We start from the raw sequence: 24,409 nt of genomic DNA, 5'->3' as shown, positions 1-24,409 counted from the left end.
CGCAAGTCCAATAAATTAATGCAGGGGGAGGCGATAAAGCCTTGTTATCGCGACGCATAACTGCGCTGCGGCCCTGCATGATTGGTAGCTTGTTGGCCCTTGACGCAAGGCTCGCACCCCGCAAGATGCGCGCGTTCTTTCCCGCCCATCCGGAGCTCGTCTGTTTCCATGTCGCTGTCCCCCGAAGCCCGCAAGACCCTCGCCGGCATCACCACTGCCACCATCACCACGGTCCTGCTGAAGAAGGGCCTGCGCAACATCTGGATGCGCGGCGCGCGTCCGCTGCGCCCGGGTCTGCCGCGCCTGGTGGGACCGGCCTTCACGCTGCGCTTCGTGCCGGCGCGCGAGGATCTGGCGACGCCGGAATCCTGGTCGTCGCCGATCTCGACCCGCACCGCGATCGAGGCGATGCCGGAGGGCTGCATCGCCGTGGTCGACGCCATGGGCATCACCGACGCCGGCATCTTCGGCGACATCCTGTGCGCGCGCATGATGAAGCGCGGCGTCACCGCACTCGTCACCGACGGTGTCGTGCGCGACGTCGAGGGCGTGCTCGGCACCAACCTGCCGGTCTGGTGCGACGGCTATGCCGCGCCGCCGTCGGTTGCCGGTCTGACCTTCGTCGGCTGGGGCGAGCCGATCGGCTGCGGCGGCGTTGCGGTGTTCCCGAACGACATCGTGGTCGCCGACCAGGACGGCTGCGTGCTGATCCCGCAGGCGATGCTCGAACACGTGCTCAATGAGGGCGTTGAGCAGGAGCGGATGGAAGCCTGGATCGTCAACGAGGTGAACAACGGCGCGGTGCTCCCGGGCCTCTATCCCATGAACGCCGAGACCAAGGCGCGCTACGCCGCAAGCAAGAAGTAATCGGGAAGGAAACGAGGTAAATCCAATGGAGATCACTGTAGCAGGCACGCGGCCGACACGCCGTGCGCCCGGGGAACACTTCACCGGCACCGTGTGGCAGGACCCCGTCATCATGGCGCCCGCGCCGGCGCGGCTGAACTGCTCGCGCGTCTCGTTCGAGCCGGGCGCGCGCACCAACTGGCATCACCATCCGCTCGGGCAGACGCTCTATGTGATTTCGGGGGTTGGCCGGGTCCAGTCCAAGGGCGGCCCTGTCAGGGAGATCCGCCCCGGCGACACCGTCTGGATTCCGCCGGGCGAGCTGCACTGGCACGGCGGGTCGCCAACCAACGGCATGACCCACATCGCGATGCAGGAAGCGCTCGACGGCGTGTTCTCGACCTGGTTGGAGCCGGTGACCGACGCGGAGTACGGCGCGGCGGTCGGCTAATTTGCGTGACCCGGCTTTGCGCAGCGACGCTTTGCGTCGCTGTTCGTCCGGGACACAGCACCCTACATCCGCTCCGCCGTCCAGGTGCCCGTGCACATGCTGCCGCGCCAGGTGCCGGAGCCCGAAGTGCCGCTGAGCCGGCCGAAGCCGACGGCGCGTTTGATTCCGGTGCTCAAGGTGACGTTGATGCTGCCCGCGTCCGCGACGCGGCCTGACGCCGTCACCATGGCGCTGCTCGAGGCGATCTGACCGTTGTTGATGCCGATCGCGACGGTCGAGCCGTTACCGCAGGTCTCGCTCGACGACGAGATACGGACATTCCATGCGCCGTCAAAAGTGCTGGCGCTGGCCTGCGCGGCCGGCAACGCGATGACAATGATGGTGGCGAAGAGAGCCTTGCGAAATCCGTTCATGACACGCCCCTGGGGTTGATCATGCGGGCATCGTGTCACGGCGTCGGAACCGGCGATGTGAGGGCTGTCACGCGCGCGACGGGCTCTGTGATGTCGCGCACGTCGCAATCGATTTGGCGGCAAAAGCAAAAGGGCCCGCATTGCGGGCCCTTTGTCTCGGTCAGAGTGTCGCCCCGAAGTCAGTTCACCCGCGTCCAGGTCTGGCCGCCGCAGAACATGCCGCCGAAGGCGCAGCCCTGCACGCGCAGGCGATCGGTGCCCTTCAGCGCGATGGTTGAATCGTAGGTCGAGCCGGAGTTCGGATCGAGGATGCGACCGGACCATTTTGGGTCCTTGTTCTGGTCCTTGCCGGGCTTCATGTTGATCAGGACCTGCTCGCCATTCTGGTTCGATTTCGAATCGACCGAGTAGCCGCAGAGATTGCTGCCGCATTGCTCGATCCGGACCTTGCCTTCCTTCTCCTCGGTGAGCCAGACGCCGAGCGGCGAATTGAGGTCGCGCGTGGGCGCGGTTGCGGGAGCCGGCGGCGCGACGGCAGCCGACTGAACGGGAGCAGGCGCCGGGACGGGAGCCGGAGACGGCGCCGGAGGCGCGGCTGCGACGGTCGGGGCGGGCGGCGGCGGTGGTGCGGGCGGTACTGCGGCTGCCGTCGGGGCAGCACTCGGGGCCGGCTGAGGCGGCGGCACAAGCGCGTCTTCGGCCGGAGCGTTGTTGGCCGTGGTGGGCGGAGGCGCCGGCGGGGCAGGAGGCGCGACGGCCACGGGGGCTTGGACGGGAGCTTGGGCAGGGGCCTGCTCCGCCGCCGGAGGCGCCGAGACAGGTGCGGGGGCCGCATTGGCCGGCGGCTGCGGGTCAGCTTTGGCTTGTTGCGGTGCCTGCGGGTCCGCTTTGGGAGCCCCCTTGGCATCGTTCTTGGTCTTCTTCGCCTTGCCCTGGCCGGTGTTGTCGTAGACGCCGGGGATTTGCACCGTACCGCGGTCGGGATCGATGCGGATGGTCCGCCCGCCATAGTCGAAGGTGTACTGCGCCTGCGCAGCGGTGCTCGCCAAAAGGAATGCGGCCGTGGCCAACAGCTTCCTCATTTCGCATCTCCTGAAACAGGTGGTCCCCGCACCGACGCTTACGCCCCGGTTCGATCGCAAAAAGTGATCTAGATCACTGTCACCGTATGAGTCGTGCTCCGGCGGTTGCGGGTTCAATAACACCGGAGCCGGTCCAAAGTTTGGCCGGGACAAGCGACAGGAGGACGCGGTCCTAGTCGAACCAGGCGGCGTAGATCTTCTTGTAGCTGCCGTCCTGCATGGAAATGTGCAGCCATTGGTCGACGAACGCCTTCAGCGCCACGTCGCGCTGGAGCCAATAGGCCTTCTCGGAGAAGTCGAACGGCTTGTCGGGATGCACTGCGCAGAGCACGCCTTGATGCTGCTTCTGCTGGTAGCGCGTCTCGGAGGCATCCGTCATCATCAGGTCTGCATTGCCCTTGGCGATCTCGTCGAAGATCACGGTATTGTCCGGGAAGACGGTGATCTCGGCGTCCTTGATGTTGGCACGTGCGAAGCGCTCGTTGGTGCCGCCGGGATTGACGATCACGCGGGTGCCCTTCTTGTCGATGTCGGTGATGCTCTGGTATTTGCCGACGTCGGCACAGCGCGCGATTGGCGTCTTGCCCTCGCGCATGATCGGCGTGGAGAAGAAGCCCTTCTTCTGCCGGTCCAGCGTGACCGAGACGCCGCCCATCGCGATGTCGAACTGATCGGCCTCGAAATCCTTCATCAGCTTCGGCCAGGCCGTCGGTACGAATTCGACCTTGACGCCGAGCGCCTTGCCGAGCGCCTCCGCCATGTCGACATCGAAGCCGTTGAACTGCTGCGTCGTCTTGTCGAGATAGGTGAAGGGCTTGTAGTCGCCGGTCATGCCGACGCGCAAAGTGCCGCGCTTGACGATCTCGTCGAGGCGGGACGGCGCCGCCTGCTGTGCCTGCGCCGAAAGGTTTGCCAGCAGGACCACGGCCAAGGTCGCCAGAATTCGACTGGTCATTCGAACGATCATCTCTTTTCCACCCATGCCCAAGCTGTCATTGTGCAGCTCTCGAGGGTTGGATTTAGATCAGATGCCCGTGGCTGGCGAGGCGGAAGTGAAGGGAATTTTGAAGTGACGATCTCGATGTATGACGCCTCGGTCGGCGTCTTCGTGCCTTACTTGCGCAACCTGTCCGCACTGCTCGACAAGGGCGTTGCCTATGCCGAAGCCCGGAAGTTCAATCCGGCCGTCCTGCTCGGCATGCGCATCGCGCCCGACATGTACGATCTGGCGCAACAGATCGGCGAGGCCTGCCGCCATGCCACGGTCGCCGCGGCCTTGCTGGCCGACCGCGAGCCGGTGACGCTGCCGGTGCTGGAGCACGACATGGCCGGACTGCAGGCCCGCATCGCGACGTCGATCGAGTTCATCGAAAGCCTGCCGCGCGCGGAGATCAATGCTGCGGCGGACCGGAATGTCTTCTTCAGGCTGAAGAACGGGACCGAGTTGCCCTTCACCGGGCGGACGCTGCTGCTGAGTTTCAGCGTCCCGCAGTTCTTCTTTCACGTCACGACAGCCTACGACCTGTTGCGGCACGCAGGCGTCGAACTCGTGAAGAAGGATTATCTCGGACGGCGATAAGCCGAACCGGCAGCCACTTCGCGCGAAAACGCGCTAGGCTTCGCCCTTGCGCTCGTAATCGGCGAGCGAGCTGCGGCCGGCGATCTCGCTGCGCAGCTCTTCGAAGCGCCGATGGGCCTCGTCCTCGTGCGCGTCGACGAAATGCACCGCGGCCTCGCCGGTCATCGGGCCGCTGACCACGGGCACCGACTGCTCGCCGATGGTCTCGTGGACGTAGAACTGGCCGTCGTCGCCGCGATGGACCGTCCATTTCAGACGGATCGCCACCATCGGCCCGGGGCCGACCTTGCTGTAGCCGTCGGCGTCGGTGTGCTCCGGCACCAGCGGCTGCTCCTCGACCACCGGATGCTCGTCGACCACAGGGTGCTCGTCGGTGACCCCATGCTCACCGGCAACCACCATTTCGGTCACGGTGACCGTCTCGGTCTCGCGCACGGTCTCGGTCTCGCGCACGACGAGGACGGGTTCAGGGTGCTCCAGGATGCTGGCGATGGTCGCCAACGCATGGTCGGTCGGGTCGATCTCTGACAAGGGTCCATCCTCCAGCTCGACGCGGCCGGCAAGTCTGTCCCACTGCCGCCGCGCCGGACCTATTACGCGGGTTTGATTAAGGCTGAGTGAGGGCTCGATCTGCACCAAAATGGGACTCATTCTGGCGTTCCGAAGGCGGGGGTCGGCCGCCCGCCCTGGAGATAGCTCAGCCCAGGACATCCTGATTGATGATGTTCTGCCGGATGGGATCGCCGTCCAGCACACTCAGGATGTTGCGCGCGGTCTGCTCGCTCATCCGGCTCACCGCCTCGACCGTGACGCCTGCGACATGCGGGGCCATGATGACGTTGGGCAGCGCGAACAGCGCGTTGCTGACCGGCGGCGGCTCGATCTCGAACACGTCGATGCCGGCACCGGCGAGCTTGCCCGAGACCAGCGCGTCGTACAGCGCCGTCTCCTTCACGATGCCGCCGCGTGCGGTGTTGATGAGATAGGATTTCGGCTTCATCCGGCCGATCCTGTCAGCATCGAACAGACCGACGGTCTCCGGCGTCTTCGGGCAGTGGATGGTGACGAAATCGGCGTGCGCCAGTGCGGCATCAAGATCGGCGACCGGCTCGCAGCCTGCCGCCTTGATCTCTGCGGCTGCCTTGTAGGGATCATAGACCTGCACATTCATGTCCATCGCCAGGCAGCGCTTGGCGGTGCGGGTGCCGATGCGGCCGAAGCCGATGATGAGAACGGTCTTGCCGTAGAGATCGAACGGCAGCATGCCGAGACGGTCGGCCCATTTGCCGTCCTTGACGCAGGAATGCATCTCCTGCGCGCGTTTTGCCAGTGTTAGCATCATGAACAGTGCCTGCTCGGCGACCGAGGGCGAGTTCGCGCTGCCCGCGACCATCAGCGGCACCTTGCGGCGGGAGAGGGCGGGGACGTCGACGGCGTCGTAGCCGACTCCGATGCGCGTCACCACCTTCATGTCCTTTGAGGCTTCGAGCTCGGTCTCGCCGAAAGCGGTGGCGCCGAGCGCCACGCCATGGACCGGCGCGTGGCTCTTCAGCAGGGCTTCGAAGTCCTTGGCGGAGATCAGGTTCGGAAACTCGATGAGCTCGATGTCATCTCGCTGGGTGAGGAGGGCGCGTGCCCCTTGCGACAAAGTTTGCGTGACAAAGATTTTCTTCTTGTTGGTCGACATCGTCCCTACCTGCGCGAGCTTCTTGGCCGGCCGTCACAAGACGGCGCCGGTCGCCTCGTTTAGCAGGTGCATATTGTTGAGGTCCATCGCCAAACGCATGGGGCCGCCGTCTTTGGCGCCCGCATTGGGATCGACACGGCCGCAGATCGGCGTGCCCTCCAGGCCGAAATAGACCAGCGTCTCCATTCCCATCGGCTCGGTGACATCAAGCACGGTGTCGAAAGTCTCGACACCCGGCTCCAGATGCGCATGCGATTCCGTGAGATGTTCGGGACGGATGCCGAGCAACAGGTTTTCAGTTCGGGGCAGCGCGCTGTAACGGGCGGCACGGGCCGGCGGCAACGGGAATGAGATGCGGTCCGTCAGGCGGACGTTGAGCTTGCCGCTGACCTCCTCGAGCCGGCACGGAATGAAGTTCATCGCCGGCGAGCCGATGAAGCCCGCGACGAAGCGCGTCGCCGGCTTGTGGTAGAGCTCGTTCGGGGTGCCGATCTGCTCGATCCGCCCCTTGTTCATCACCACCACGCGGTCCGCCAGCGTCATCGCCTCGACCTGATCGTGGGTGACGTAGACCGTCGTGGTGCGAACCTTCTGGTGCACCTTCTTGATCTCGATCCGCATCTGCACGCGCAGCTTGGCGTCGAGATTGGACAGCGGCTCGTCGAACAGGAAGACTTTTGGGTTGCGGACGATGGCCCGCCCCATGGCGACGCGCTGGCGCTGGCCGCCGGAGAGCTGCTTCGGCTTGCGGTCGATCAGGTCGGTGATGTCGAGCAGGCGGGCGGCCTCGGTCACCCGCGCCTTGATCTCGGCCTTGGGATAATGCTTGAGCCGCAGCCCGAACGACATGTTCTCCGCGACCGTCATGTGCGGGTAAAGCGCGTAGTTCTGGAACACCATCGCGATGTCGCGGTCCTTTGGCGGCACGTCGTTGACGACGTCCCCGCCGATCATGATGTCGCCGTCGGTGATATCCTCGAGTCCCGCGATCATCCGCAACGTCGTCGACTTGCCACAGCCGGAGGGGCCGACGAGCACGATGAACTCATGGTCGGAGATGTCGAGATCGATGCCGCGCACCGCCTCGACCTCATCGTAACGCTTGACCACCTTCCGCAACGCAACTTCAGCCATAAGACATCAACCCTTTGTCGCGCCGGCGGTCAGGCCGGCAATGTAATAGTCCATCAGGAAGGCGTAGATGATCAGCGGCGGGGCCGCGCCCAGTAGCGCGCCGGTCATGATCTGACCCCAGTTGAAGACGTCGCCCTTGATCAGCGTGGTGGTGATGCCGACCGGCAGCACGAGCTGGTCGATGGATGTCGTGAACACCAGGGGATAGAGGAACTGCGCCCAGGACACGGTGAAGGCGAAGATGGTCGCTGCAATCAGGCCGGGCAGCGCGACGGGAATGAAAATCCGCGTCAGGGTCTGGAGCCAGGAGGCGCCGTCGATGAGCGCCGCCTCGTCCAGCTCCTTCGGGATCGAGGCGAAATAACCGATCATGATCCAGGTGCAGAACGGCACCGTCAGCGTCGGATAGATGAACAGCAGCACGTACCATCGGTTGAGGAGCGTGATGCCGGTGATGTCCTGGACCGCTGCGAGCATCTTGAACAGTGGAATGAACAACAGGCTGTCCGGGACCAGGTAGGTCAGAAAAACACCAGTCGCGAGCGTCGTCGAGCCCCAGAACTTCATCCTTGCCAGCGCGAACGCCGCAGGAATGCTGATCAGCATGGTGACGCACACAACGACGATGGATACGACCGCCGAATTCCAGAAGAAGCGCAAAAACTGGTTCGACGTCAACAGCTCGACGTAGTTCGCCAAGGTGGGATGGAACACCCACCAGGGATTGGTGGCCGCCGAAATCTCCGCGCTGCTCTTGAGGGAGGTGATCAGCATGTAGATCGGCGGGACGAGCGAAAAAATCGCGAACAGCACCAGGAAGAAGTAGGACCAGCGCAGCGCCCATGTCCGATCCCGGCTCATGCTTCGGTACTTGACCTTGCGCGTGGGACCGCCCTTGTCGATTGCAAGCGTGCTCATCAGGCTGCGTTCCCACGTTTGTTGACATCGCGCAGGATGAAGATCGCCGCGACTGCGAGGATCGGTACCATGAACAGCGAGACGCATGCGCCGAGCGGAATGTCGCTGCTCTGGATTCCGACCTGGAAGGCCCAGGTGGCGAACAGATGCGTCGAATCCAACGGGCCGCCCGAGGTCAGGATGCGCACGATGTCGAAATTGGCGAAGGTGACGATCAACGAGAACAGCGTCGTAATGGCGATGATGTTGCGCATCATCGGCAGGGTGATGTGCCAGATCTTCTGCCACCAATTAGCGCCGTCAATCGCGGCCGCCTCGTAGAGCTGGTCCGGTACCGATTTGAGCGCAGCCAGATACATGATCATGAAGAAGGGTGCGCCGTACCAGATGTTGACGAGAATGACGGAGAAACGGGCCCAGAAGGTGTCGCCAAGCCAGGGGATCGGGCCGACACCGAAGAACGAGAGCGTGTAGTTGAAGGCGCTGTAGGAGGGATCGAACAGCCACAGCCAGGCCAGGGTGCTCATCGCCGGCGGGATGACCCAGGGGACCAGCAGCATGCCGCGCCACTTGCGCTGGCCCTTGGCCGGCAGGTTGTGGACGAAATGGGCGACAATGAAGCCCATCAACGCTTTGAAGAACACCGCGGTGAGAGCGAAGATGCAAGATTGCCTCACCACCATCCAGAACGTGTCGCGTTTGAACAGGAAGGTGAAGTTGCTCAGGCCGACGAACTTCTGCATCGACTTGTTCAGCGTGGCGAGATGCATCGAGTAGAAGGCAGGATAGAGCACGAACAGCGCGATCAGGAGAATCAGCGGCAGCGTCAGGAAGAACGCCATCGTCGACTTCCGCCTGAGTGCATTTTGGAGGCTCGCCCTTTTGCGCGGGCTCGCGGCACGGACGGAGCGAGCTTGCTCAACGACGACATCGGCCATGGTCAGACTTTCTTGCGGTACGTTCAACAGGGAAGCCGCCCGCATCGGTCGGCATCCCTCGGAAGGCGATGGAAAGGGGTGGAACCTTCGGCGGCTCACGCGGCAATGCGTGAACCGCCATGGCACATACCCGGCATCAGCTCCGCATGAAGCCTTCGCACTCGCCCTCGGCCCAGGCGAGCGCCTGCTCTATGGTCTCGCCCCGTGCGTAACGCAGCACCAATTTGGTCAGCGTCGCCTGGGAGTAGATCTGCTGTGCGATCTTCGGCGGCGCCGGTGAGGCCGCGATCGACATCGTCTGGCGGCCATGTGGGTCGGGATAGCTATAGAGCGTACCCTTCGGCGGCCCTTCCTCGGCCCACGTCTTCAGCTTCGTCATGTTCGCGAAAGCCGGGAGATCGTAGCCTCCGCTCGCCGCGACGAACTTTTCGATCGACGACGGTTGCGACAGATGGGTCAGCAGGCTCTTGGCGGCTTCCTTGTTCTTGCCGAAGGCCCAGACGCCCCAGAAATAGGGCAGGAAGGGTGCGAAACGGCCCTTCGGACCGGCGGGCATGCCGTGCGTCCAGCATTGCTCGGCGACTTGTGGTGCGTCGCGTTTGGCAACGGCCCACGAGCTCGGCGGATTCAGGATCAGCGCACCGCGGCCCGAGATCAGCCACTTGTTATTGGACGCGTCATCCCAGGAGGCCGCATCCGCCGGAAGCACCGCGATCAATTTCTTGTAGAATTCGAGAGCCTGACGCACGGCGTCCGTCTTCACGGTAATGTCGCCCTTGGCGTTGACGAGCTCGGCGCCGAACGACTGGAAGATCGCGCCGGCGGTATCGACGCTGTCGGTGGTCTCGCCGAGGCCGATCCCGAACGGGACGCCGGCCTTGTTGCAGGCTTCGGCGGCCTTGAGAAAGACGTCCATCGTCCAGTTCTCGTCCTTGGGCACGCCACCGGCCGGATACATCTCCTGGACGTCGATGCCGGCATGCTTCTTCATCAGATCGATGCGCGAGCAGGGGCCCTTGATCTGGCTGCCCACGGTGGCAGGGACGGCAAGCCATTTGCCGCCGGCCTGGCCGAGATATTTGGTCGTGCCGTTCACCTCGCCATTCTGCTTGATGATCGGCTCCATGATGTCGCTGACCGACTCGAGCTGGTCCGCATAGGCGTGCGGCCACCACGTCGGCATCTGGAGAATGTCGTGACCGGATTTTGCCTGCGCCTCGGCGGCGACGGTCAGTTCGAGCTTCTTGTTGTTGCTGGTGATGTAGTCGATGGAGACCTCGACCTTCTCCTTTGCAGCCCATTCATTGACGAGCGCAGTGGAGGCAGCGTTGGCGCCGGGGACCCAATGGTCCCAGAAGCCGATCGAGAGCTTGCCGGCGGCGTAAGCGCCCCGGACATAGGGCGCCGTGATCAGCGCCGCGGAGGACATTGCAGTGGCAGCCACAAATTGACGTCGCGTCAGTGTCTTGCGTGACATCTCGTTTCCTCGCTTGGGTGTTTTATTGTTCTGGCGTTTCCTCTGAACTCTTCCGAGTTCTACTTTTGATTTTCTTTTCTAAAGTTTCTTGTTCGACGTTTCTTATTGATGCCGTCGGCTTCGATGGCAAATTGGTAGCGCGATCAGATCATGATTGATTGCGTCTGTCGAGAAAACCGAACGGCTTGCGCCTAGAACTAACGTTGTGTGCTGGAACGCGGCAGTGCGCTCGACGTCATGCGCGGGCCATGAACCACGATCAGTCATTTTGCGACGCACACTTGGTGCGGGCGCGCCGGGCCGAGTGTGCGCAATTACGCCGCAGTTTCCAAGGAGCCTGCATAAGCGCCTCGCGGCAAACACTTTTCGGGCGTGGATAGCAATTGTCGGTGGCTAGACCTCGAAGCGGTGAAAACGATAGAGTTGCAACTGGCGGGTGGTTCTCACCCCCAACAGCCTAATCAGATCGAGATGGAGACCAGAATGATCAACCCGGCGCCGCCCGCGCGGCTTTACCTGCGACGATGGTTCGCGCTGGGGTCCGTTTTCGTATTGCTGCTCGGCGCAGCCGCGGTGGCGAACGCTCAAGGCCTGGTCAAAGGCGTTCAGGAAGGAGCGGCGGCCGGGAACAAGGCGGCAGGTCCGGTCGGCGGCGTGCTCGGCGGCGCGATCGGCGGCGTGGTCGGTGTCTTCACCGGCGTGCTCGGCGTTGGCAATAATGGCAATCAGGCGCCTGCCGCCAAAGATCCGAGCAAGGACTCGAGTAAGGACGCCGCCAAGGACGCCAAGCAGGGCGCCGGCAAGGACAAGGATGCCAAGAGCGCCAAGTCGGGCAAGGGCGCCAAGGCCAGCAAGGAGGCGAAGAACGCGCCGCAGGACAAGGATGTCACGGTCCTGACCCAGACCGGCGCACCGCAATTGACCGCCGACCAGATCGTCACCAACAGCGACTCCTATATCGAGCGGATCAAGACCGAACTGAATCTTACGCCCGACCAGGAGAAGCACTGGTACGGCTTCTCGAGCGCCATGCACTACCTCGGGCATAACGGTGCCGAGCGGCTCAACCTGCGGGTTGCGCGCGCCAAGCGGGATCCGCCCGACGACATCGTCGAGCAGATGCGCAACGAGGCCCAATTCCTGATCGACCGCGCTGCTGACCAGCGCAATGTCGCCGACGCCGCCGAGCCCCTCTATTCGAGCCTCGACGACAAGCAGAAGCAGGTGTTCGTACAGGAGATGGTGCGGCTCAGCCACGAACGAGGACTGGATTGATCAAGTTGAATCGGATCGGGCGCGCCTACGTTAAGGGCCCCCGCCACGAATTCGTGAATCCTCTTCGCGATTCGGTTATGATTAGCTTCGGAAGCTGATGGCGGGGTTGATATGGCGGACGGACTCTCCGTTTTCCTGGTCGAAGACGAGACTTTGATCCGGATGATGATGACGGACATGGTGGAGGAACTCGGCCACCACGTCATCGCGGAAGCGGATAATGTTCGGGACGCCAGCGCTTTCGCCATGACCGCGCAGTACGATCTTGCGATCCTCGATATCAATCTCAAGGGCCTCTACGTCGATCCGGTTGCCGATCTGATCGAGCGCCGCGGCAAGCCGTTTCTGTTCGCGACGGGCTACGGTCCGGAGCTGCTGCCGTCCTTGCTCCGGCGCCGGCCGATCCTGCGCAAGCCGATTTCGATCGATCAGCTCAAGGCGATGATCGATTCGATGTTTCCGGAATCGCTGGCGAAGACGCCGCACTGAGACCAAAAACAAAATGGCCGCCCGTCAGGGGCGGCCATTCGCGACGGAATGCGTCGCGGTCTCACATCAGGCCGGCGCCGAGATCGATGCCGCGCGCCATCAGGCCGAACGAGGCGACCAGGCCCGTGCAGCAAAACAGTAAGATGGTCTTGAATGAAGAAAGCGAAGAATCGGCCAAACGCGTTTCGATGGTGGCCGGCATTGTGCCGATCGAAATCATGCTCATGTTCATTCCCCCCTTTGTTGCCCCTGAATTGCATCAGGTGAGGGAACTTCTAGAGCAAAAAGTTTGACGCGAGCTTTCGAGGGATCGTTAACGAAATGGCAATTGATGTCGCGTTTTCGGGCACCGTAGCGCAATTACTCGGTTTACTGGCGCCCGTTCTTCAGCACGGTAGCGATAGTGTGGGCCGTCATGGCGGCGCGGTCCGAAGCGCGCTGGGCGGCGAGGCGGTCACGCGCCTTTTCCTCGATCAAGAGCTCGATCAGGGCCAGCCGCTTGCCATCGTCGTCCGCCTCGAGCAGCAGGCGGTGATAGCGGTGATAGTCGAAACCCAGATCCTGCTTACGCATGTCACGCCCCCGCAACTACGCCACACACAAGCCAGGATTGTTTCTCATCCGCGACGTGCGCGCAAGCACGATCCCGCGTCGCGCGGGCGTGCTGTGCAATCAGCTGTGCATGACTGGAACCCCCGGGCGGAGGCGCGCGCCGTTAAGGCTGGTTGTGCTCGGCGAACATCGTCAGGCCGACGAAACTCGCATCAGGTTTCGTGACCAGCCTGGTCGGGATGTCGCGCAGATAGTCCTGGAAGCGTCCCTTGGCTTCGAAGCGCGCCCGGAATGCAGAGGCTGCAAGAAACTCGGGAAAGCGCGGCACGATTCCGCCGGCGATATAGACGCCGCCGCGTGCGCCGAAGGTCACCGCGAGATTGCCCGCGACCGAGCCGAGAATGGCGCAAAACATCTCCAGCGTTTTGCGGCTGAGCTCGCAACTGCCTTCCAGGGCCGCCTTCGTGATGGCGGCCGCATCGCGATGCGGCACCTGAACGCCTTCCACCTCGGCCAGCGCCTCGTAGAGGCTTTGCAGGCCGGAACCGGACAATGCGCCACGCTCGATGGAGACATGGCCGAGGCGTCGGCGCAGGCACGCGATCACGCGTTCCTCGCGCTCGTCCTCCGCCGGCAAGGTCGCGTGGCCCGCCTCGGTGACGACGGCCAGCCGTGAGCCGTGGCGCTCGACCAGGCAGGAAACGCCAAAGCCGGTTCCGGGGCCGACCACCAGCAGCGGCTCTCCGGAAAGGCCATCCCCTCCGCCGAGCGGGATCAGGTCGGCGGGCTGCAGGGCGGGCAGGGACCAGGCCACCACCTCGAAATCGTTGAGAACATGGACGCTGTCGAAGCCGAGGGCCGGCTGAAGCTCGTTGCCGTCGATGACCCACGGGCTGTTGGTCATGACGCAGCGGTTGTTGGTCACCGGACCCGCGACGGCCAGCACGGCCCTCGGGGGCGGTTTGCCGTCGGCGCGGCGTGCGAGAACATCGGCAATGGCTTCCCGGACGGTCGGGAAGTCTGCCACTTTGACGTAGTCGATCGGTCCGGTTTGGTCGCCCTGACTGAGCGCAAAGCGCGCATTGGTGCCGCCGATATCGGCGAGAAGAATCTGTTCTGTCTTGCCGATGGTCATGTGCGTATGGCTGCCGCAGCCTTTCCGGCTGCGGGAACCGCTTCCTCCGCTCTATCCGATCGCAAGACGCGAACGGCTGTCAGAATCCGTCCCCGGGTGGATCTAGTCAACACGCATCCGCCCAAACCGTTGCATCCGGCATCGACGGGGTGCATTCGCGCAGACCGCCGCACCTTCTCGGTGGTTGCGAAGCAGCGCGGGAAGATCGACACTGGATGTGACTTCGGCGCCGGCCGCGCGGGATGGCCTGGAATGGACGATGCGATGAGGATTTCCGACCGCGACGTGCTGCTGGCCATCGACGTGCAGAACGATTTTTGCACGGGCGGGGCGCTCGCCGTGACCGGCGGCGAGAAGGTCGTCCCCGCCATCAATCGGATCGCCCAAAAATTCGCCAATGTGGTGCTGACCCAGGACTGGCATCCCCGCGGTCATGCCTCCTTTGCGCCGAGATAGCCATGGCGGAGAAGACCGGCAAACAGCAGCGCGCACCGGGCCCGGTCCCGGATGACCCGCTGCTGTGGCCGTTCGCTGCGGCTCGGCTTGCGATGGATGCCTGCTTCGGATGGCTCGAGCGTCCGCCGGAGCAAGCCGACAGCAGCCTGCCGTGGACCACGCCCAACTCGGTCGCACTGGAGCTCGCGACCATGCGCCTGCGCAATTGCGCGCGGACGAGGTCCGGTCAGCCGGCCCTGGTCTGCGCGCCCTATGCGCTGCACCGGGCCCTGATCGCCGACTTCGCGCCCGGCCACAGCGTGGTGCAGTCCCTGCAAAATGGCGGCATCGACCGGATCTATCTCACCGACTGGCGCTCGGCCGCACCCGACATGCGCTATCTCTCGATCGACAGCTATCTCGGCGATCTCAACGTCGCCGTCGACGAAATCGGCGCGCCGGTCGATCTCGTCGGCCTGTGCCAGGGCGGCTGGCTGTCGCTGCTCTATGCGGCGCGCTTTCCCGCCAAGGTGCGGCGGCTGGTGCTGGCAGGCGCGCCCGTCGACCTCTCGATCGACTCCAGGCTGTCGCAGCTCGCCCGCAACGCGCCGGAGATGGTCTATGACCAGCTCGTCGCGCGCGGCGGCGGCAATGTCAGCGGCGAGGAGATGCTGCGCGTCTGGTCGAAGGCGCCGAGCCGCGACGACATCGCGACGGCGCTGCAGAGCGACCTCTCCGGCGAGGAAGATGCGGAGCTGCTGGCACGCTTCGAGCGCTGGAATGCCGAGCCTCTCAATCTGCCCGGCACCTATTATCTCGAGATCGTCAACTGGATATTCCGGGAGAACCGGATCGCGCGCGGCGAATTCACGGCACTCGGCCGGGTGATTGATCTGAAGGACGTCAAGGCGCCGGTCTTCCTTTTGGCCGGGCTCGACGACGACGTCGTGCCGGCTGCGCAGGCGCTCGCCACCGCCGGTTTGCTCGGCACCCCACCGGCCTTCATCGCGGCGGCCTCCGAGGCCTGCAACCATCTCGGTCTGTTCATGGGCGCGCGGACCCACGCCCATGCCTGGCCCCGGATCGCCGAGTGGCTGCGCGCCGATCTGTCCGGCATGCTGGTGCGCAGAGCCTGAGACTGTTCCCAAGAGAAGGGCCGGGCGCCGGGCAGCGAAGCTGCAAATCCGTTATGCATTCCGTCGAATGGCCTGCACGGGGCCATGTCGATGGGTTAAATGGAGTCCAGAGCTGGCGGAGGCCGGTCGCGACGAGACAAAGGGACTGTGCTCGATGAGTTTCCACTCGATCTATGCCCACGGATTTGCGCGCGTGGCGGCCTGCGTCACCACCTCTCATGTGGCTGATCCCACGGCCAACGCGACTGCGGTTCTGGCGGCGGCGAAGGACTGCCACGCGCAGTCGGTGGCGGTTGCCGTGTTTCCCGAGCTGTGCCTGTCCGGCTATGCGATCGAAGATCTCGTGAAGCAGGATCCGCTGCTCGATGCGGTCGAGCGCGGGCTCGTGGCCATCGTCGAGGCATCCTCGTCCCTGATGACCGTCCTGATCGTCGGCGCGCCGCTGCGCTTTGGCAATCGCATCTACAATTGCGCGGTCGTCATCCATCGCGGCAAAGTCCTCGGCGTCGTGCCCAAGAGCTACCTGCCGACCTATCGCGAGTTCTACGAGGGACGGCATTTCGCCTCCGGCGCCGGCATCGTCGGAGAGATGGTCGCCTTTGGCGGAGTGCATGCTCCGTTCGGCGTCGACCTCCTGTTCGCGGCCGAGGACGTTCCGGGCCTGACCGTTGGCGTCGAGATCTGCGAGGACATGTGGATCCCGGTGACGCCGGCCTCCGAGCTCGCACTTGCGGGCGCGAGCGTGCTGATCAATCTCTCGGGCAGCCCGATCACGATCGGCCGCGCCCGCTCGCGCGCGCTCTTGTGCCAATCGACTTCGGCGCGCTGCCTGGCGGCCTACGTCTATTCCGCGGCCGGGGCAGGGGAATCGACCACCGATTTGGCCTGGGACGGCCAGACCTCGATCTACGAGAACGGCGTGCTATTGGCCGAAGGCGAGCGGTTCCGCCAGGGCGGCCAGATCACATATGCCGACGTTGATCTGGACCTGCTCAGGCAGGAACGCGCGCTGATGGGAACCTTCGACGACAACCGCCGGCAGCGCGAGGCCTTCTTCCGGAAAGTCAGCTTCGCCTTGAAGGCGCCGGCCGCCGATATCGGCTTCCTGCGCAAGGTCGAACGCTTTCCGTTCGTGCCGAGCGACGAGAGCCTGCTCGAGCACGACTGCTATGAGGCCTACAACATTCAGGTCGCGGGCCTCGTCCAGCGCATGCGCGCGACCGGCACCAAGCGCGTCGTCATCGGCGTCTCGGGTGGGCTCGATTCCACCCACGCCTTGATCGTCGCCGCGAAGGCCGTCGACCTTCTTGGCCTGCCGCGCGAAAACATTCTCGCCTACACCATGCCCGGCTTTGCCACCGGCAGCGAGAGCAAGACCAATGCGCTGGCGCTGATGAAGGCGTTGCAGACGAGTTGGCAGGAGCTCGACATTCGCACCACGGCGACGCAGATGCTGAAGGACATCGGCCATCCCTTCGGCAAGGGCGAGAAGGTCTACGACGTCACGTTCGAGAACGTGCAGGCGGGCCTGCGAACGGACTATCTGTTCCGGCTCGCCAACCACAATGGCGGCATCGTGATTGGTACCGGCGATCTCTCCGAGCTCGCGCTGGGCTGGTGCACCTACGGCGTCGGCGATCAGATGGCGCACTATAACGTCAATGCCGGGGTGCCGAAGACGCTGGTCCAGCATCTGATCCGCTGGGTGATTGCGTCCAGGCAGTTCAGCGACGATGTGAACCAAACGCTTGGATCGATCCTGTCGGCCGAAATCTCGCCGGAGCTGGTTCCCGCCGAGCCGGGCGAGAAGCCGCAGAGCACGGAAGCTTCCGTCGGTCCCTACGAGCTCCAGGATTTCAACCTGTTCTACACGCTGCGGTTCGGCATGCGCCCGTCCAAGATCGCCTTCATGGCGCTGCAGGCGTGGAAGGACGTCGCCGAGGGTGAATGGCCGCCGGCGTTTCCGACCGACAAGCGCAAGGCCTACGATCTCAAGGAAATCCGCCGCTGGCTGGAGGTGTTCCTGCGCCGCTTCTTCGCCTTCAGCCAGTTCAAGCGCTCGGCGATGCCGAACGGACCCAAGGTTTCGGCCGGCGGCTCATTGTCGCCGCGTGGCGACTGGCGCGCGCCGTCGGATTCGAGCGCGGCGGCGTGGCTTGAAGATCTCGAACGGAATGTGCCGGTTTGAACGGGAGATGAGCGATGTCGGCCGGCGATGGGCCCGAGCAGGGCGCCAACCCACAGAAGGTCCTCAACGGCCTCTACATCTTTGAGATCGAGATGCGCGACGGCAAGCGCGGCCAGGCCAAAGGCGTCGTCGTGCTCTGCGATGGCCGCATCATGGGCGGCGACAGCTATTTCTACTACAACGGCAGCTACACCTTCCGGAACGGGAAATGGCGCGGCGATATGACCGTCAATCAGCACACCGAGGCCGTCGGCAAGCCGCTCGCCTTCGGCGGCAGGGAAGTGACTTGCGGCTTTTCGGGCGACTACTCCGCCGACGGCGCCGAGGTCGAAGGCATGGCGCTGGTCGGCAAGACCAGCGTGACATTCACGGCGCGGCTCACGCTGAAGGACCCGATGTAAGACCGCCGCGAAATGTGAGACCCGCGTGATCGGCCCTCGTTCCTGATCAGGAACCTTCGCACCCACAGAACGTTCGCGTCTGTTGTTGCGAATTTCCGAGGAGAGGGACCATGCGCAAGCACTTGATGTTATCGACCGCAGCTATCGGACTGATGCTTGCTTCCGGCTTCGCCTACGCCCAGGCGCCCAGTGAGCGAAAGGATGAGCCGAAACGGACCGAGGAGCCGGCGAAAGGCGCTGCGCCGCAGCGCGGCGGCGCGCAAGAGCGTGTTCAAGAGCGCGCGCAGGGCGCCCAGGAGCGATTGCAGGGCGCTGGCCGCGAGGAAAAGGGCGGCGCTGCCAGGCAGGACGCGAGTGACGACAAGCGCCAGCCGACCGGTTCGGCCGAGCGCAACCCGCCGAAGTCGAAGGATCAGGCCCAAGAATCTCGCGAGCCTTCGCGCGATCGCAACCGCGACGCGGAGAGCACGAAACCGGGACGCGACGGCAAGAATAGCGCCGAGACGAAGCCGGACAAGTCCGCGCCGCAGAAATCAACGGCGGAGTCCGAGAAGTCCAAGTCCGGCACGTCTAGCCAGCAGAACGAGCGCGCTGGCACCGCGGCCAACCAGAACGAGCGCAACCAGACCCAGCCGCCGCGCAACGCGGCCGAGCAGCAGCAGCCGGCGCAGCAGAACAACCGGCCAGCCACGGCGACCGACACGAACCGCACGGCCCCGACCAACAACGCCCAGACTGCGCCTGCAACTTCAGGCACGCAGACCAATCAAGCCAATCAGACGACCCAGACCAACACCCAGGCCAATCAGCAGACGCAGGTGACGTCCGAGAAGCAGGTGCGGATCTCCGAAACGGTGAGCCGTGCACGCCTGGCGGAGCCGGAGCGCAATCTGAACATCTCGATCCGGGTCGGCGAGACCATTCCCTCGCGCGTGCGCCTCCACAGGCTTCCGCCCGAGATCGTCTCGATCGAGCCCGAGTATCGAGACTACGAATATTTTACGACGGGTGACGACGTCGTCATTGTGGAGCCGCGGACGCATCGCATCGTCAGCCAGGTGCCCCGCGATCCGTCGCGAGCACGTGCGCAAATGAGCGGCGGCACCTCGTCGGGCATGGCCGCGGCAGGCGGGAGCGCGGCCGGGGGCAGCAATGTGAACTGCCAGATCATGCGGCGTGACGCCTCGGGCAATGTGGCCCAGGCAGAGCCCTCGACCGTAGGCTCGACCGCGCGAACGGACTCCCTGAGCGTAACCGTCCAGATGCCCGGCGGCGGCTCGTCCGCGCCGATCGCCCTCGGTGCCCCCGCGGGCAACATCGTGGTGGCGACCCAAGGGCAGGGCGACTGCACGGTGACGATCGAGCCGCAGACGCGCTAGCGCCCGTGTCGGCATAACAACGCCAAAACGACTTCGCGCCGCACGGCTGATCAAGCCGGCGGCGCGAAATCACGTTCAATCTAGAAAGTCCCGAGGTCCGGAGTGCCTAGGAGTCCGGACCTCGTAACCTTGCCCCAGCCTTTGATCCCCCCGCCCCACGTAGTCCCCCAACCCCGTGGTGCGCGATCAGAGGGTGATGCCCTTGGAAGGCCGCCGATCGATGTCCCGCGATGTACGCGACATCGGAATAGGATTCCATTCCGGACGACTACGGATTTCATCGCGCTTGAATTTTCGCGGCGCATGCGCCTGCACGCGCGATTGCCCGAACCAATGCAAGCGCGCGACGGCCACCATCGGGAAGGTGAGCCCGAAGCGCCGACTTGTAGCCCGCGCCGGGAGCAGGGGAGACCTGCCGGGCCCAAGTTCCCGTTGCGCGCGTTCCCCCCGTGCGCTATCCGGCCGGAAAGGCCTGAGGCGGCTTCGAAAATTTGCCCCGCCCGGCCAGCCAAACCCGAGGACGGAAACCGCCATGCCAGCCTATCGCTCCCGCACCACCACCCACGGCCGTAACATGGCGGGCGCCCGCGGCCTCTGGCGCGCGACGGGCATGAAGGATGGCGATTTCGGCAAGCCGATCATCGCGGTGGTCAACTCCTTCACCCAGTTCGTGCCCGGCCATGTCCATCTCAAGGACCTCGGCCAGCTCGTCGCCCGCGAGATCGAGCAGGCCGGCGGCGTGGCGAAAGAGTTCAACACCATCGCGGTCGACGACGGCATCGCCATGGGCCATGACGGCATGCTCTACAGCCTGCCGTCGCGCGAGCTGATCGCCGACAGCGTCGAGTACATGGTCAATGCCCATTGCGCCGACGGCATGGTCTGCATCTCGAATTGCGACAAGATCACCCCCGGCATGCTGATGGCCGCGCTGCGGCTCAACATCCCCGCCGTGTTCGTCTCGGGCGGACCGATGGAGGCCGGCAAGGTCACGCTGCAGGGCAAGACCAAGGCGGTCGACCTGATCGATGCCATGGTCGCAGCCGCCGATTCCAAGGTCAGCGACGAGGACGTCAAGGTGATCGAGCGCTCGGCGTGCCCGACCTGCGGCTCGTGCTCGGGCATGTTCACCGCCAATTCGATGAACTGCCTCACGGAAGCGCTTGGCCTTGCGCTGCCCGGCAACGGCACGGTGGTCGCGACCCACGCCGACCGCAAACGCCTGTTCGTCGAGGCCGGCCACACCATCGTCGATATCGTGCGTCGCCACTATGAGCAGGACGACGCTAGCGTGCTGCCGCGCAATGTCGCGAACTTCAAGGCGTTCGAGAACGCGATGACGCTGGACATTGCGATGGGCGGCTCGACCAACACCGTGCTGCATCTGCTCGCCGCCGCCCATGAAGGCGAGGTGAAGTTCACCATGCAGGACATCGACCGCATGTCGCGGCGCGTGCCTGTCCTTTGCAAGGTCGCGCCATCGGTCGCCGACGTGCATGTCGAGGACGTGCATCGCGCCGGCGGCATCATGGGCATCCTGGGCGAGCTCGACCGCGCCGGCCTGATCGACACCTCGGTCTCGACCGTGCACGCGCCGACCATGAGCGACGCGCTGGAACGCTGGGACATCAAGCGCTCGAAGAGCGAGTCGGTCCGTACCTTCTTCCGCGCCTCGCCCGGCGGCATCCCGACCCAGGTCGCGTTCAGCCAGGAGCGCCGCTACGACGAGCTCGATACCGACCGCGAGAAGGGCGTGGTCCGCAACCTCGACCACGCCTTCAGCAAGGACGGCGGTCTTGCGGTGCTCTACGGCAATCTCGCGCAGGACGGCTGCATCGTGAAGACCGCCGGCGTCGATGCCTCGATCCTGAAATTCTCCGGCCCCGCCCGCGTGTTCGAGAGCCAGGACGCTGCCGTGGAAGGCATTCTGGGCGGCAAGGTCGTCGCCGGCGAGGTCGTGGTCATCATCTATGAAGGCCCGCGCGGCGGCCCCGGCATGCAGGAGATGCTGTATCCGACCAGCTATCTAAAATCGATGGGCCTCGGCAAAGCCTGCGCGCTCGTCACCGACGGACGCTTCTCGGGCGGCTCGTCCGGCCTGTCGATCGGCCATCTGTCGCCGGAAGCGGCCGAAGGCGGCACCATCGGTCTGGTGCGGACCGGCGATCGCATCGCCATCGACATCCCGAACCGCAGCATCACGCTGGAGGTCTCCGACGAGGAGCTGGCCAAGCGCCGCGCCGCGGAAGAGGCAAAGGGCGATGCCGCCTGGCAGGCGATCGGCCGCAAGCGCAATGTCTCGACCGCGCTTCAGGCCTACGCCGCGCTCACCACCAGCGCCGCGCGCGGCGCGGTGCGCGAGGTGAAGCGGCGCTCGAAGTAAACAGCGTCACGTGCGGGCGTGATCGCAAGCGTCACGCACCGCGCATGGTCAATAAGTTCTGAACGGCCGGCGCAAGCCGGCCGTTTGCATTAAGGATGCCCCGACGAACTTCGGCAAAGCAAGGTTTTGCGGCGTATACTGATGCGACCTTACGCAAATCCATTTCGGGCAATTGGGGCACCACACTAATGTCTCGCACTCTCGCTGCCGTTTTCTCGACCGTCGTCGCTGCGATCTCCATGACGAGCGCTGCTTCCGCCGGCTGCTACAATTGCTACACGCCGCCGCCGTGCACGACCTGCTACCAGCAGCAATACGTGCAGCCGCAATACCGCACCGTCGACGAGACCGTGATGGTGTCGCCGGGCGCCGTCGTGGCGCACCGCGCGCCGGCGCAGTACCGTACCGTGATGGTGCCGCAGACCGTGATGGTGGCGCCCCCAAGCGTCCAGTACGAGCGCATCCCGCCGCAATACGCCACGCGCCAGCGCGTCGAGATGGTCCAGCCGGGGTATTCTTATTATGCGCCGGTGCAGATGGGCTGCGCGTCCTGCGGCGGCTACTGAGCTAGAGCAACAAAGCAGAATTCAAGCGGCGCTCCCAACCGGGCGCCGTTTTGCTTTTGAGCGCAGCAAACGAGGCCCGGAAACGGAGGTCAATCCAAACTGGGCCTCGCAACTCGCGACGGCCTGGGAGATGTCGCCGGTGTCCGGATGGCTGAGGCGTACAGGCCAAGGGAACAGGCTGACGCTCGCCTGACAGATCGTGTGCGGCGGAGGCGTTTCGGGGCCCGCGCGAACTTCGCGTTGCCTTGGGCCGTCGACTGCGTTAAGCGACAGCCATTCCGGGTTTGGAAGGGTGGCCGAGTGGTTTAAGGCACCGGTCTTGAAAACCGGCGTGCCCGCAAGGGTACCGTGGGTTCGAATCCCACCCCTTCCGCCAGTTTCAACGGAATCGCTAGATATTCAATCCACTGGCCGCATCTTGCCCGGCAAGTGCCCTAGCAGTTGCCCTAATTCTGTGGTTTGAGCAACGGCGGGTCGGGCGCTTGCACGACAATTCGACGGTCTTGGGCTTCGCCAGCGTAGCGGAGATCCGACGCGCCCGCGGGTGTCGGGCCCACAAGCAGAAATCAAAATGAGATCGACAACTGACTACTTCTGCTTCAACTTCTTAGCCAGTTTTGCGATGACAGTCGATTTTTTGCCGATCAACTCATCTAGGGCGTGCTCGTATATCTGAAATGCCTCGAGAACGTCCGAGCGCGTTGCGGCATTGCTATGTGTGCCCAGATTTCCGACCACTCTCAAAGCATGCAAATGGTCCTTATGAACCACCTTCCCATTTTTGGCGATGAACGTCTCAATACGGGTGAACAGCGGAATTGGCTTAAGCTTGCCTCCCGTTCTCTTGAACTTGGCGACCTTAAAATGGTCCATTAACCGTTCGACGCTCGTACGAATTTTTGTGGCGGAAGCCCCTAGGTCGGACCAGAAGAGCTGAAACGCAAGTTGAAGCTCAGCTTGAACTTCCTGAGGTGTTCTCTCTGGAACGCGAATAATGGGAGGAGCTGGGACCATCATCGCGGGCACCAATAGGCTCTCCATGCTAGGACCATATTCCTCATCGTAGACTTGCTCTACTGATGCAGAGCCGGACACCACGACGATTTCTCCGCATTTTTCTGCGCTGCACTTCAGGAACATGGCGAATCGCTCATCGACCCATTCAGGGTCCCAATCTTCATGCCCGTGTGCATCCACCGAGAATTTAGGCTCAACCTTCCAAAACTGCTTCTTGTCAAACTGCAACGTTCCTTTGCTGCACCGCGGACATGTGAAGGCAGGGACGGCACTGACGGAAAATCTATCGTCCCAAAGTTCTCGATCGAAGGCCATAACCTACTCCTTGATTTTCAGCGATCTAACACAGCGCGACGACAACTTACAATTGCGTCTTGATAACCGCTCCGTCATTCGGGGCGATTCCTTGCGGGCCCAGACGATCGCCACTGGCTGTGGAGTTGCTCCGCCCGGTTCATGTCTGCATCGTTCGCATTTGGCGCGATATGTCTGCCAAACTCGGAATAGCGGGTGCGTTTGCGGCAGATGCTGGAAAGATCGATTGGTCCCCGAGCAACGTATGCTGGAAGCCCTCAAGCCCGAACATCAGCGCGTTGAAACGCGCCTCCGCGTGCACGATATCCCGAAGTCCGAGCGAGCCCGATGGTGGTTTAGGAAGCTTTTGCTTGAACTTCGACCTCGCGCTGAACCTGGGTAGCAAGGCAATTCTACTGCCTGGCGCATCGTTGACGTAGTTCATCACTGGATAATGCGCGAGTTGATTTCTGATCCTCGAAAGTCGCTCAGTATCGATCTTCAGTGGTTCCCAGGTTTTTACATGCTGCGGGAATTTTTGCTCAACGAGGCGGTCAACGACTTGTAGCTTGCTGCGGAAATTATCGATTGAGAAGAAGGTCACGATGAATTGCGTCTGATCGGCCTTTGAGAA

The 24,409-nt window shown here is 63.6% G+C and carries 25 protein-coding genes, 1 tRNA gene and 1 pseudogene; 13 read left to right on the top strand and 14 right to left on the bottom strand.

Translation table 11 applies throughout. The features are described from left to right. The first annotated feature begins 168 nt into the window (after nt 1-168). Together BRA1417_RS0124075 and BRA1417_RS0124070 are read left to right on the top strand one after the other, a co-directional pair. Nucleotides 169-867, top strand: coding sequence for a ribonuclease activity regulator RraA (locus BRA1417_RS0124075; protein ID WP_007590912.1), 699 nt, complete (start codon nt 169-171; stop codon nt 865-867). Nucleotides 868-892: 25 nt separating this feature from the next. Beyond that, the gene (locus BRA1417_RS0124070; protein ID WP_027518001.1) at nt 893-1,297 is read left to right on the top strand and encodes a cupin domain-containing protein; all 405 of its coding nucleotides are present in this window, start codon (nt 893-895) and stop codon (nt 1,295-1,297) included. 62 nt (nt 1,298-1,359) lie between these two features. Here the strand turns inward: BRA1417_RS0124070 and BRA1417_RS0124065 are convergent, their stop codons facing one another. The 3 genes from BRA1417_RS0124065 to BRA1417_RS0124055 form a co-directional block, all read right to left on the bottom strand. Continuing rightward, nucleotides 1,360-1,710, bottom strand: coding sequence for a hypothetical protein (locus BRA1417_RS0124065; RefSeq protein ID WP_007590916.1), 351 nt, complete (start codon nt 1,708-1,710; stop codon nt 1,360-1,362). A 179-nt stretch (nt 1,711-1,889) separates the two neighbouring features. Next, nucleotides 1,890-2,792, bottom strand: coding sequence for a DUF2147 domain-containing protein (locus BRA1417_RS0124060; RefSeq protein ID WP_027518000.1), 903 nt, complete (start codon nt 2,790-2,792; stop codon nt 1,890-1,892). Nucleotides 2,793-2,964: 172 nt separating this feature from the next. After that, nucleotides 2,965-3,747 (bottom strand): transporter substrate-binding domain-containing protein, encoded by a 783-nt coding sequence (locus tag BRA1417_RS0124055; protein WP_027517999.1) that lies wholly within the window; start codon nt 3,745-3,747, stop codon nt 2,965-2,967. 126 nt (nt 3,748-3,873) lie between these two features. On the opposite strand from BRA1417_RS0124055, the gene BRA1417_RS0124050 reads away from it, so the two are divergent. Next, nucleotides 3,874-4,371 carry a DUF1993 family protein gene (locus BRA1417_RS0124050; RefSeq protein ID WP_027517998.1) on the top strand — a complete coding sequence of 166 codons (498 nt, stop codon included), beginning with the start codon at nt 3,874-3,876 and terminating at the stop codon, nt 4,369-4,371. A 33-nt stretch (nt 4,372-4,404) separates the two neighbouring features. On the opposite strand, the gene BRA1417_RS44945 is transcribed toward BRA1417_RS0124050, so the two are convergent. From BRA1417_RS44945 to BRA1417_RS0124020, 6 genes are all read right to left on the bottom strand, one after another. Then, nucleotides 4,405-4,902 (bottom strand): hypothetical protein, encoded by a 498-nt coding sequence (locus BRA1417_RS44945; RefSeq protein WP_027517997.1) that lies wholly within the window; start codon nt 4,900-4,902, stop codon nt 4,405-4,407. A 166-nt stretch (nt 4,903-5,068) separates the two neighbouring features. Continuing rightward, the gene (locus BRA1417_RS0124040; RefSeq protein ID WP_027517996.1) at nt 5,069-6,058 is read right to left on the bottom strand and encodes a hydroxyacid dehydrogenase; all 990 of its coding nucleotides are present in this window, start codon (nt 6,056-6,058) and stop codon (nt 5,069-5,071) included. Nucleotides 6,059-6,091: 33 nt separating this feature from the next. Continuing rightward, the gene (locus tag BRA1417_RS0124035) at nt 6,092-7,192 is read right to left on the bottom strand and encodes an ABC transporter ATP-binding protein (protein WP_027517995.1); all 1,101 of its coding nucleotides are present in this window, start codon (nt 7,190-7,192) and stop codon (nt 6,092-6,094) included. A gap of 6 nt (nt 7,193-7,198) precedes the next feature. Further along, complete coding sequence (locus tag BRA1417_RS0124030) at nt 7,199-8,110, bottom strand: carbohydrate ABC transporter permease (RefSeq protein WP_027517994.1); 912 nt, start codon at nt 8,108-8,110, stop codon at nt 7,199-7,201. Then, on the bottom strand, nt 8,110-9,048 hold the full coding sequence (locus BRA1417_RS0124025; protein WP_027517993.1) for a carbohydrate ABC transporter permease: 939 nt from the start codon (nt 9,046-9,048) through the stop codon (nt 8,110-8,112). The genes BRA1417_RS0124030 and BRA1417_RS0124025 overlap by 1 nt, the downstream gene beginning before the upstream one ends. A 136-nt stretch (nt 9,049-9,184) precedes the next feature. After that, nucleotides 9,185-10,525, bottom strand: a complete 1,341-nt coding sequence (locus tag BRA1417_RS0124020) for an ABC transporter substrate-binding protein (protein ID WP_027517992.1) — start codon at nt 10,523-10,525, stop codon at nt 9,185-9,187. A 483-nt stretch (nt 10,526-11,008) separates the two neighbouring features. On the opposite strand from BRA1417_RS0124020, the gene BRA1417_RS0124015 reads away from it, so the two are divergent. Together BRA1417_RS0124015 and BRA1417_RS0124010 are read left to right on the top strand one after the other, a co-directional pair. Beyond that, complete coding sequence (locus tag BRA1417_RS0124015; RefSeq protein WP_027517991.1) at nt 11,009-11,800, top strand: Spy/CpxP family protein refolding chaperone; 792 nt, start codon at nt 11,009-11,011, stop codon at nt 11,798-11,800. Between the two features lie 111 nt (nt 11,801-11,911). Beyond that, entirely contained in the window at nt 11,912-12,289 is a 378-nt protein-coding gene (locus BRA1417_RS0124010) for a response regulator (protein WP_027517990.1), read from the top strand. Between the two features lie 61 nt (nt 12,290-12,350). Here the strand turns inward: BRA1417_RS0124010 and BRA1417_RS44940 are convergent, their stop codons facing one another. The 3 genes from BRA1417_RS44940 to glk all read right to left on the bottom strand — a co-directional run bounded on the left by BRA1417_RS44940 (nt 12,351) and on the right by glk (nt 13,976). Beyond that, nucleotides 12,351-12,515, bottom strand: coding sequence for a hypothetical protein (locus BRA1417_RS44940; protein ID WP_198034855.1), 165 nt, complete (start codon nt 12,513-12,515; stop codon nt 12,351-12,353). 143 nt (nt 12,516-12,658) lie between these two features. Continuing rightward, a complete protein-coding gene (locus BRA1417_RS0124000) occupies nt 12,659-12,862 on the bottom strand; it encodes a hypothetical protein (protein WP_007590943.1) in 204 nt (67 codons plus the stop codon). Nucleotides 12,863-13,004: 142 nt separating this feature from the next. Further along, nucleotides 13,005-13,976: a glucokinase gene (gene glk, locus BRA1417_RS0123995; RefSeq protein ID WP_027517989.1), complete on the bottom strand. Its 972-nt coding sequence runs from the start codon at nt 13,974-13,976 to the stop codon at nt 13,005-13,007. Between the two features lie 252 nt (nt 13,977-14,228). Between glk and BRA1417_RS0123990 the strand changes: the two are divergent. From BRA1417_RS0123990 to BRA1417_RS0123950, 8 genes and pseudogenes are all read left to right on the top strand, one after another. Continuing rightward, a pseudogene (locus tag BRA1417_RS0123990) lies at nt 14,229-14,423 on the top strand (nicotinamidase); the annotation flags it as partial. A gap of 11 nt (nt 14,424-14,434) precedes the next feature. Beyond that, complete coding sequence (locus BRA1417_RS0123985) at nt 14,435-15,547, top strand: alpha/beta fold hydrolase (protein ID WP_027517987.1); 1,113 nt, start codon at nt 14,435-14,437, stop codon at nt 15,545-15,547. Nucleotides 15,548-15,701: 154 nt separating this feature from the next. Next, entirely contained in the window at nt 15,702-17,735 is a 2,034-nt protein-coding gene (locus tag BRA1417_RS0123980) for an NAD(+) synthase (RefSeq protein WP_027517986.1), read from the top strand. Between the two features lie 14 nt (nt 17,736-17,749). After that, nucleotides 17,750-18,136, top strand: a complete 387-nt coding sequence (locus BRA1417_RS0123975) for a GrlR family regulatory protein (protein WP_027517985.1) — start codon at nt 17,750-17,752, stop codon at nt 18,134-18,136. Between the two features lie 110 nt (nt 18,137-18,246). Beyond that, nucleotides 18,247-19,515 carry a DUF1236 domain-containing protein gene (locus BRA1417_RS0123970; protein ID WP_027517984.1) on the top strand — a complete coding sequence of 423 codons (1,269 nt, stop codon included), beginning with the start codon at nt 18,247-18,249 and terminating at the stop codon, nt 19,513-19,515. Between the two features lie 532 nt (nt 19,516-20,047). After that, the gene (ilvD, locus tag BRA1417_RS0123960; protein WP_027517983.1) at nt 20,048-21,898 is read left to right on the top strand and encodes a dihydroxy-acid dehydratase; all 1,851 of its coding nucleotides are present in this window, start codon (nt 20,048-20,050) and stop codon (nt 21,896-21,898) included. Between the two features lie 239 nt (nt 21,899-22,137). Continuing rightward, complete coding sequence (locus tag BRA1417_RS0123955) at nt 22,138-22,464, top strand: hypothetical protein (RefSeq protein ID WP_035969507.1); 327 nt, start codon at nt 22,138-22,140, stop codon at nt 22,462-22,464. A gap of 286 nt (nt 22,465-22,750) precedes the next feature. After that, nucleotides 22,751-22,840: transfer RNA gene (locus BRA1417_RS0123950), tRNA-Ser, on the top strand. A gap of 212 nt (nt 22,841-23,052) precedes the next feature. On the opposite strand, the gene BRA1417_RS0123945 is transcribed toward BRA1417_RS0123950, so the two are convergent. Both BRA1417_RS0123945 and BRA1417_RS0123940 read right to left on the bottom strand, forming a co-directional pair. Continuing rightward, nucleotides 23,053-23,796, bottom strand: a complete 744-nt coding sequence (locus BRA1417_RS0123945; RefSeq protein WP_027517981.1) for a DUF4145 domain-containing protein — start codon at nt 23,794-23,796, stop codon at nt 23,053-23,055. Nucleotides 23,797-23,935: 139 nt separating this feature from the next. After that, nucleotides 23,936-24,379, bottom strand: coding sequence for a hypothetical protein (locus tag BRA1417_RS0123940; RefSeq protein ID WP_027517980.1), 444 nt, complete (start codon nt 24,377-24,379; stop codon nt 23,936-23,938). Between the last annotated feature and the right edge of the window lie 30 nt (nt 24,380-24,409).

Source organism: Bradyrhizobium sp. WSM1417, from assembly GCF_000515415.1.
Classification (GTDB): domain Bacteria; phylum Pseudomonadota; class Alphaproteobacteria; order Rhizobiales; family Xanthobacteraceae; genus Bradyrhizobium.
Note: the sequence above shows the minus strand (reverse complement) of the source record. Positions and strands in the feature narration are given on the sequence as shown.

Bases quoted from the DNA above. Each gene is read 5' to 3' on its own strand.
- BRA1417_RS0124035 (WP_027517995.1), bottom strand. From the start codon at position 7,192: ATGGCTGAAGTTGCGTTGCGGAAGGTGGTCAAGCGTTACGATGAGGTC.
- BRA1417_RS0123955 (WP_035969507.1), top strand. From the start codon at position 22,138: ATGACGAGCGCTGCTTCCGCCGGCTGCTACAATTGCTACACGCCGCCG.
- BRA1417_RS0124015 (WP_027517991.1), top strand. From the start codon at position 11,009: ATGATCAACCCGGCGCCGCCCGCGCGGCTTTACCTGCGACGATGGTTC.
- BRA1417_RS0124060 (WP_027518000.1), bottom strand. From the start codon at position 2,792: ATGAGGAAGCTGTTGGCCACGGCCGCATTCCTTTTGGCGAGCACCGCT.
- BRA1417_RS0124050 (WP_027517998.1), top strand. From the start codon at position 3,874: ATGTATGACGCCTCGGTCGGCGTCTTCGTGCCTTACTTGCGCAACCTG.
- BRA1417_RS0124055 (WP_027517999.1), bottom strand. From the start codon at position 3,747: ATGACCAGTCGAATTCTGGCGACCTTGGCCGTGGTCCTGCTGGCAAAC.
- ilvD (WP_027517983.1), top strand. From the start codon at position 20,048: ATGCCAGCCTATCGCTCCCGCACCACCACCCACGGCCGTAACATGGCG.
- BRA1417_RS0123985 (WP_027517987.1), top strand. From the start codon at position 14,435: ATGGCGGAGAAGACCGGCAAACAGCAGCGCGCACCGGGCCCGGTCCCG.
- BRA1417_RS0123970 (WP_027517984.1), top strand. From the start codon at position 18,247: ATGCGCAAGCACTTGATGTTATCGACCGCAGCTATCGGACTGATGCTT.
- BRA1417_RS0124025 (WP_027517993.1), bottom strand. From the start codon at position 9,048: ATGGCCGATGTCGTCGTTGAGCAAGCTCGCTCCGTCCGTGCCGCGAGC.
- BRA1417_RS0124070 (WP_027518001.1), top strand. From the start codon at position 893: ATGGAGATCACTGTAGCAGGCACGCGGCCGACACGCCGTGCGCCCGGG.
- BRA1417_RS44940 (WP_198034855.1), bottom strand. From the start codon at position 12,515: ATGAGCATGATTTCGATCGGCACAATGCCGGCCACCATCGAAACGCGT.
- BRA1417_RS0124020 (WP_027517992.1), bottom strand. From the start codon at position 10,525: ATGTCACGCAAGACACTGACGCGACGTCAATTTGTGGCTGCCACTGCA.
- BRA1417_RS0124000 (WP_007590943.1), bottom strand. From the start codon at position 12,862: ATGCGTAAGCAGGATCTGGGTTTCGACTATCACCGCTATCACCGCCTG.
- BRA1417_RS0124010 (WP_027517990.1), top strand. From the start codon at position 11,912: ATGGCGGACGGACTCTCCGTTTTCCTGGTCGAAGACGAGACTTTGATC.
- BRA1417_RS0124065 (WP_007590916.1), bottom strand. From the start codon at position 1,710: ATGAACGGATTTCGCAAGGCTCTCTTCGCCACCATCATTGTCATCGCG.
- BRA1417_RS0123945 (WP_027517981.1), bottom strand. From the start codon at position 23,796: ATGGCCTTCGATCGAGAACTTTGGGACGATAGATTTTCCGTCAGTGCC.
- BRA1417_RS0124075 (WP_007590912.1), top strand. From the start codon at position 169: ATGTCGCTGTCCCCCGAAGCCCGCAAGACCCTCGCCGGCATCACCACT.
- BRA1417_RS0123980 (WP_027517986.1), top strand. From the start codon at position 15,702: ATGAGTTTCCACTCGATCTATGCCCACGGATTTGCGCGCGTGGCGGCC.
- glk (WP_027517989.1), bottom strand. From the start codon at position 13,976: ATGACCATCGGCAAGACAGAACAGATTCTTCTCGCCGATATCGGCGGC.
- BRA1417_RS0123975 (WP_027517985.1), top strand. From the start codon at position 17,750: ATGTCGGCCGGCGATGGGCCCGAGCAGGGCGCCAACCCACAGAAGGTC.
- BRA1417_RS0124030 (WP_027517994.1), bottom strand. From the start codon at position 8,110: ATGAGCACGCTTGCAATCGACAAGGGCGGTCCCACGCGCAAGGTCAAG.
- BRA1417_RS0124040 (WP_027517996.1), bottom strand. From the start codon at position 6,058: ATGTCGACCAACAAGAAGAAAATCTTTGTCACGCAAACTTTGTCGCAA.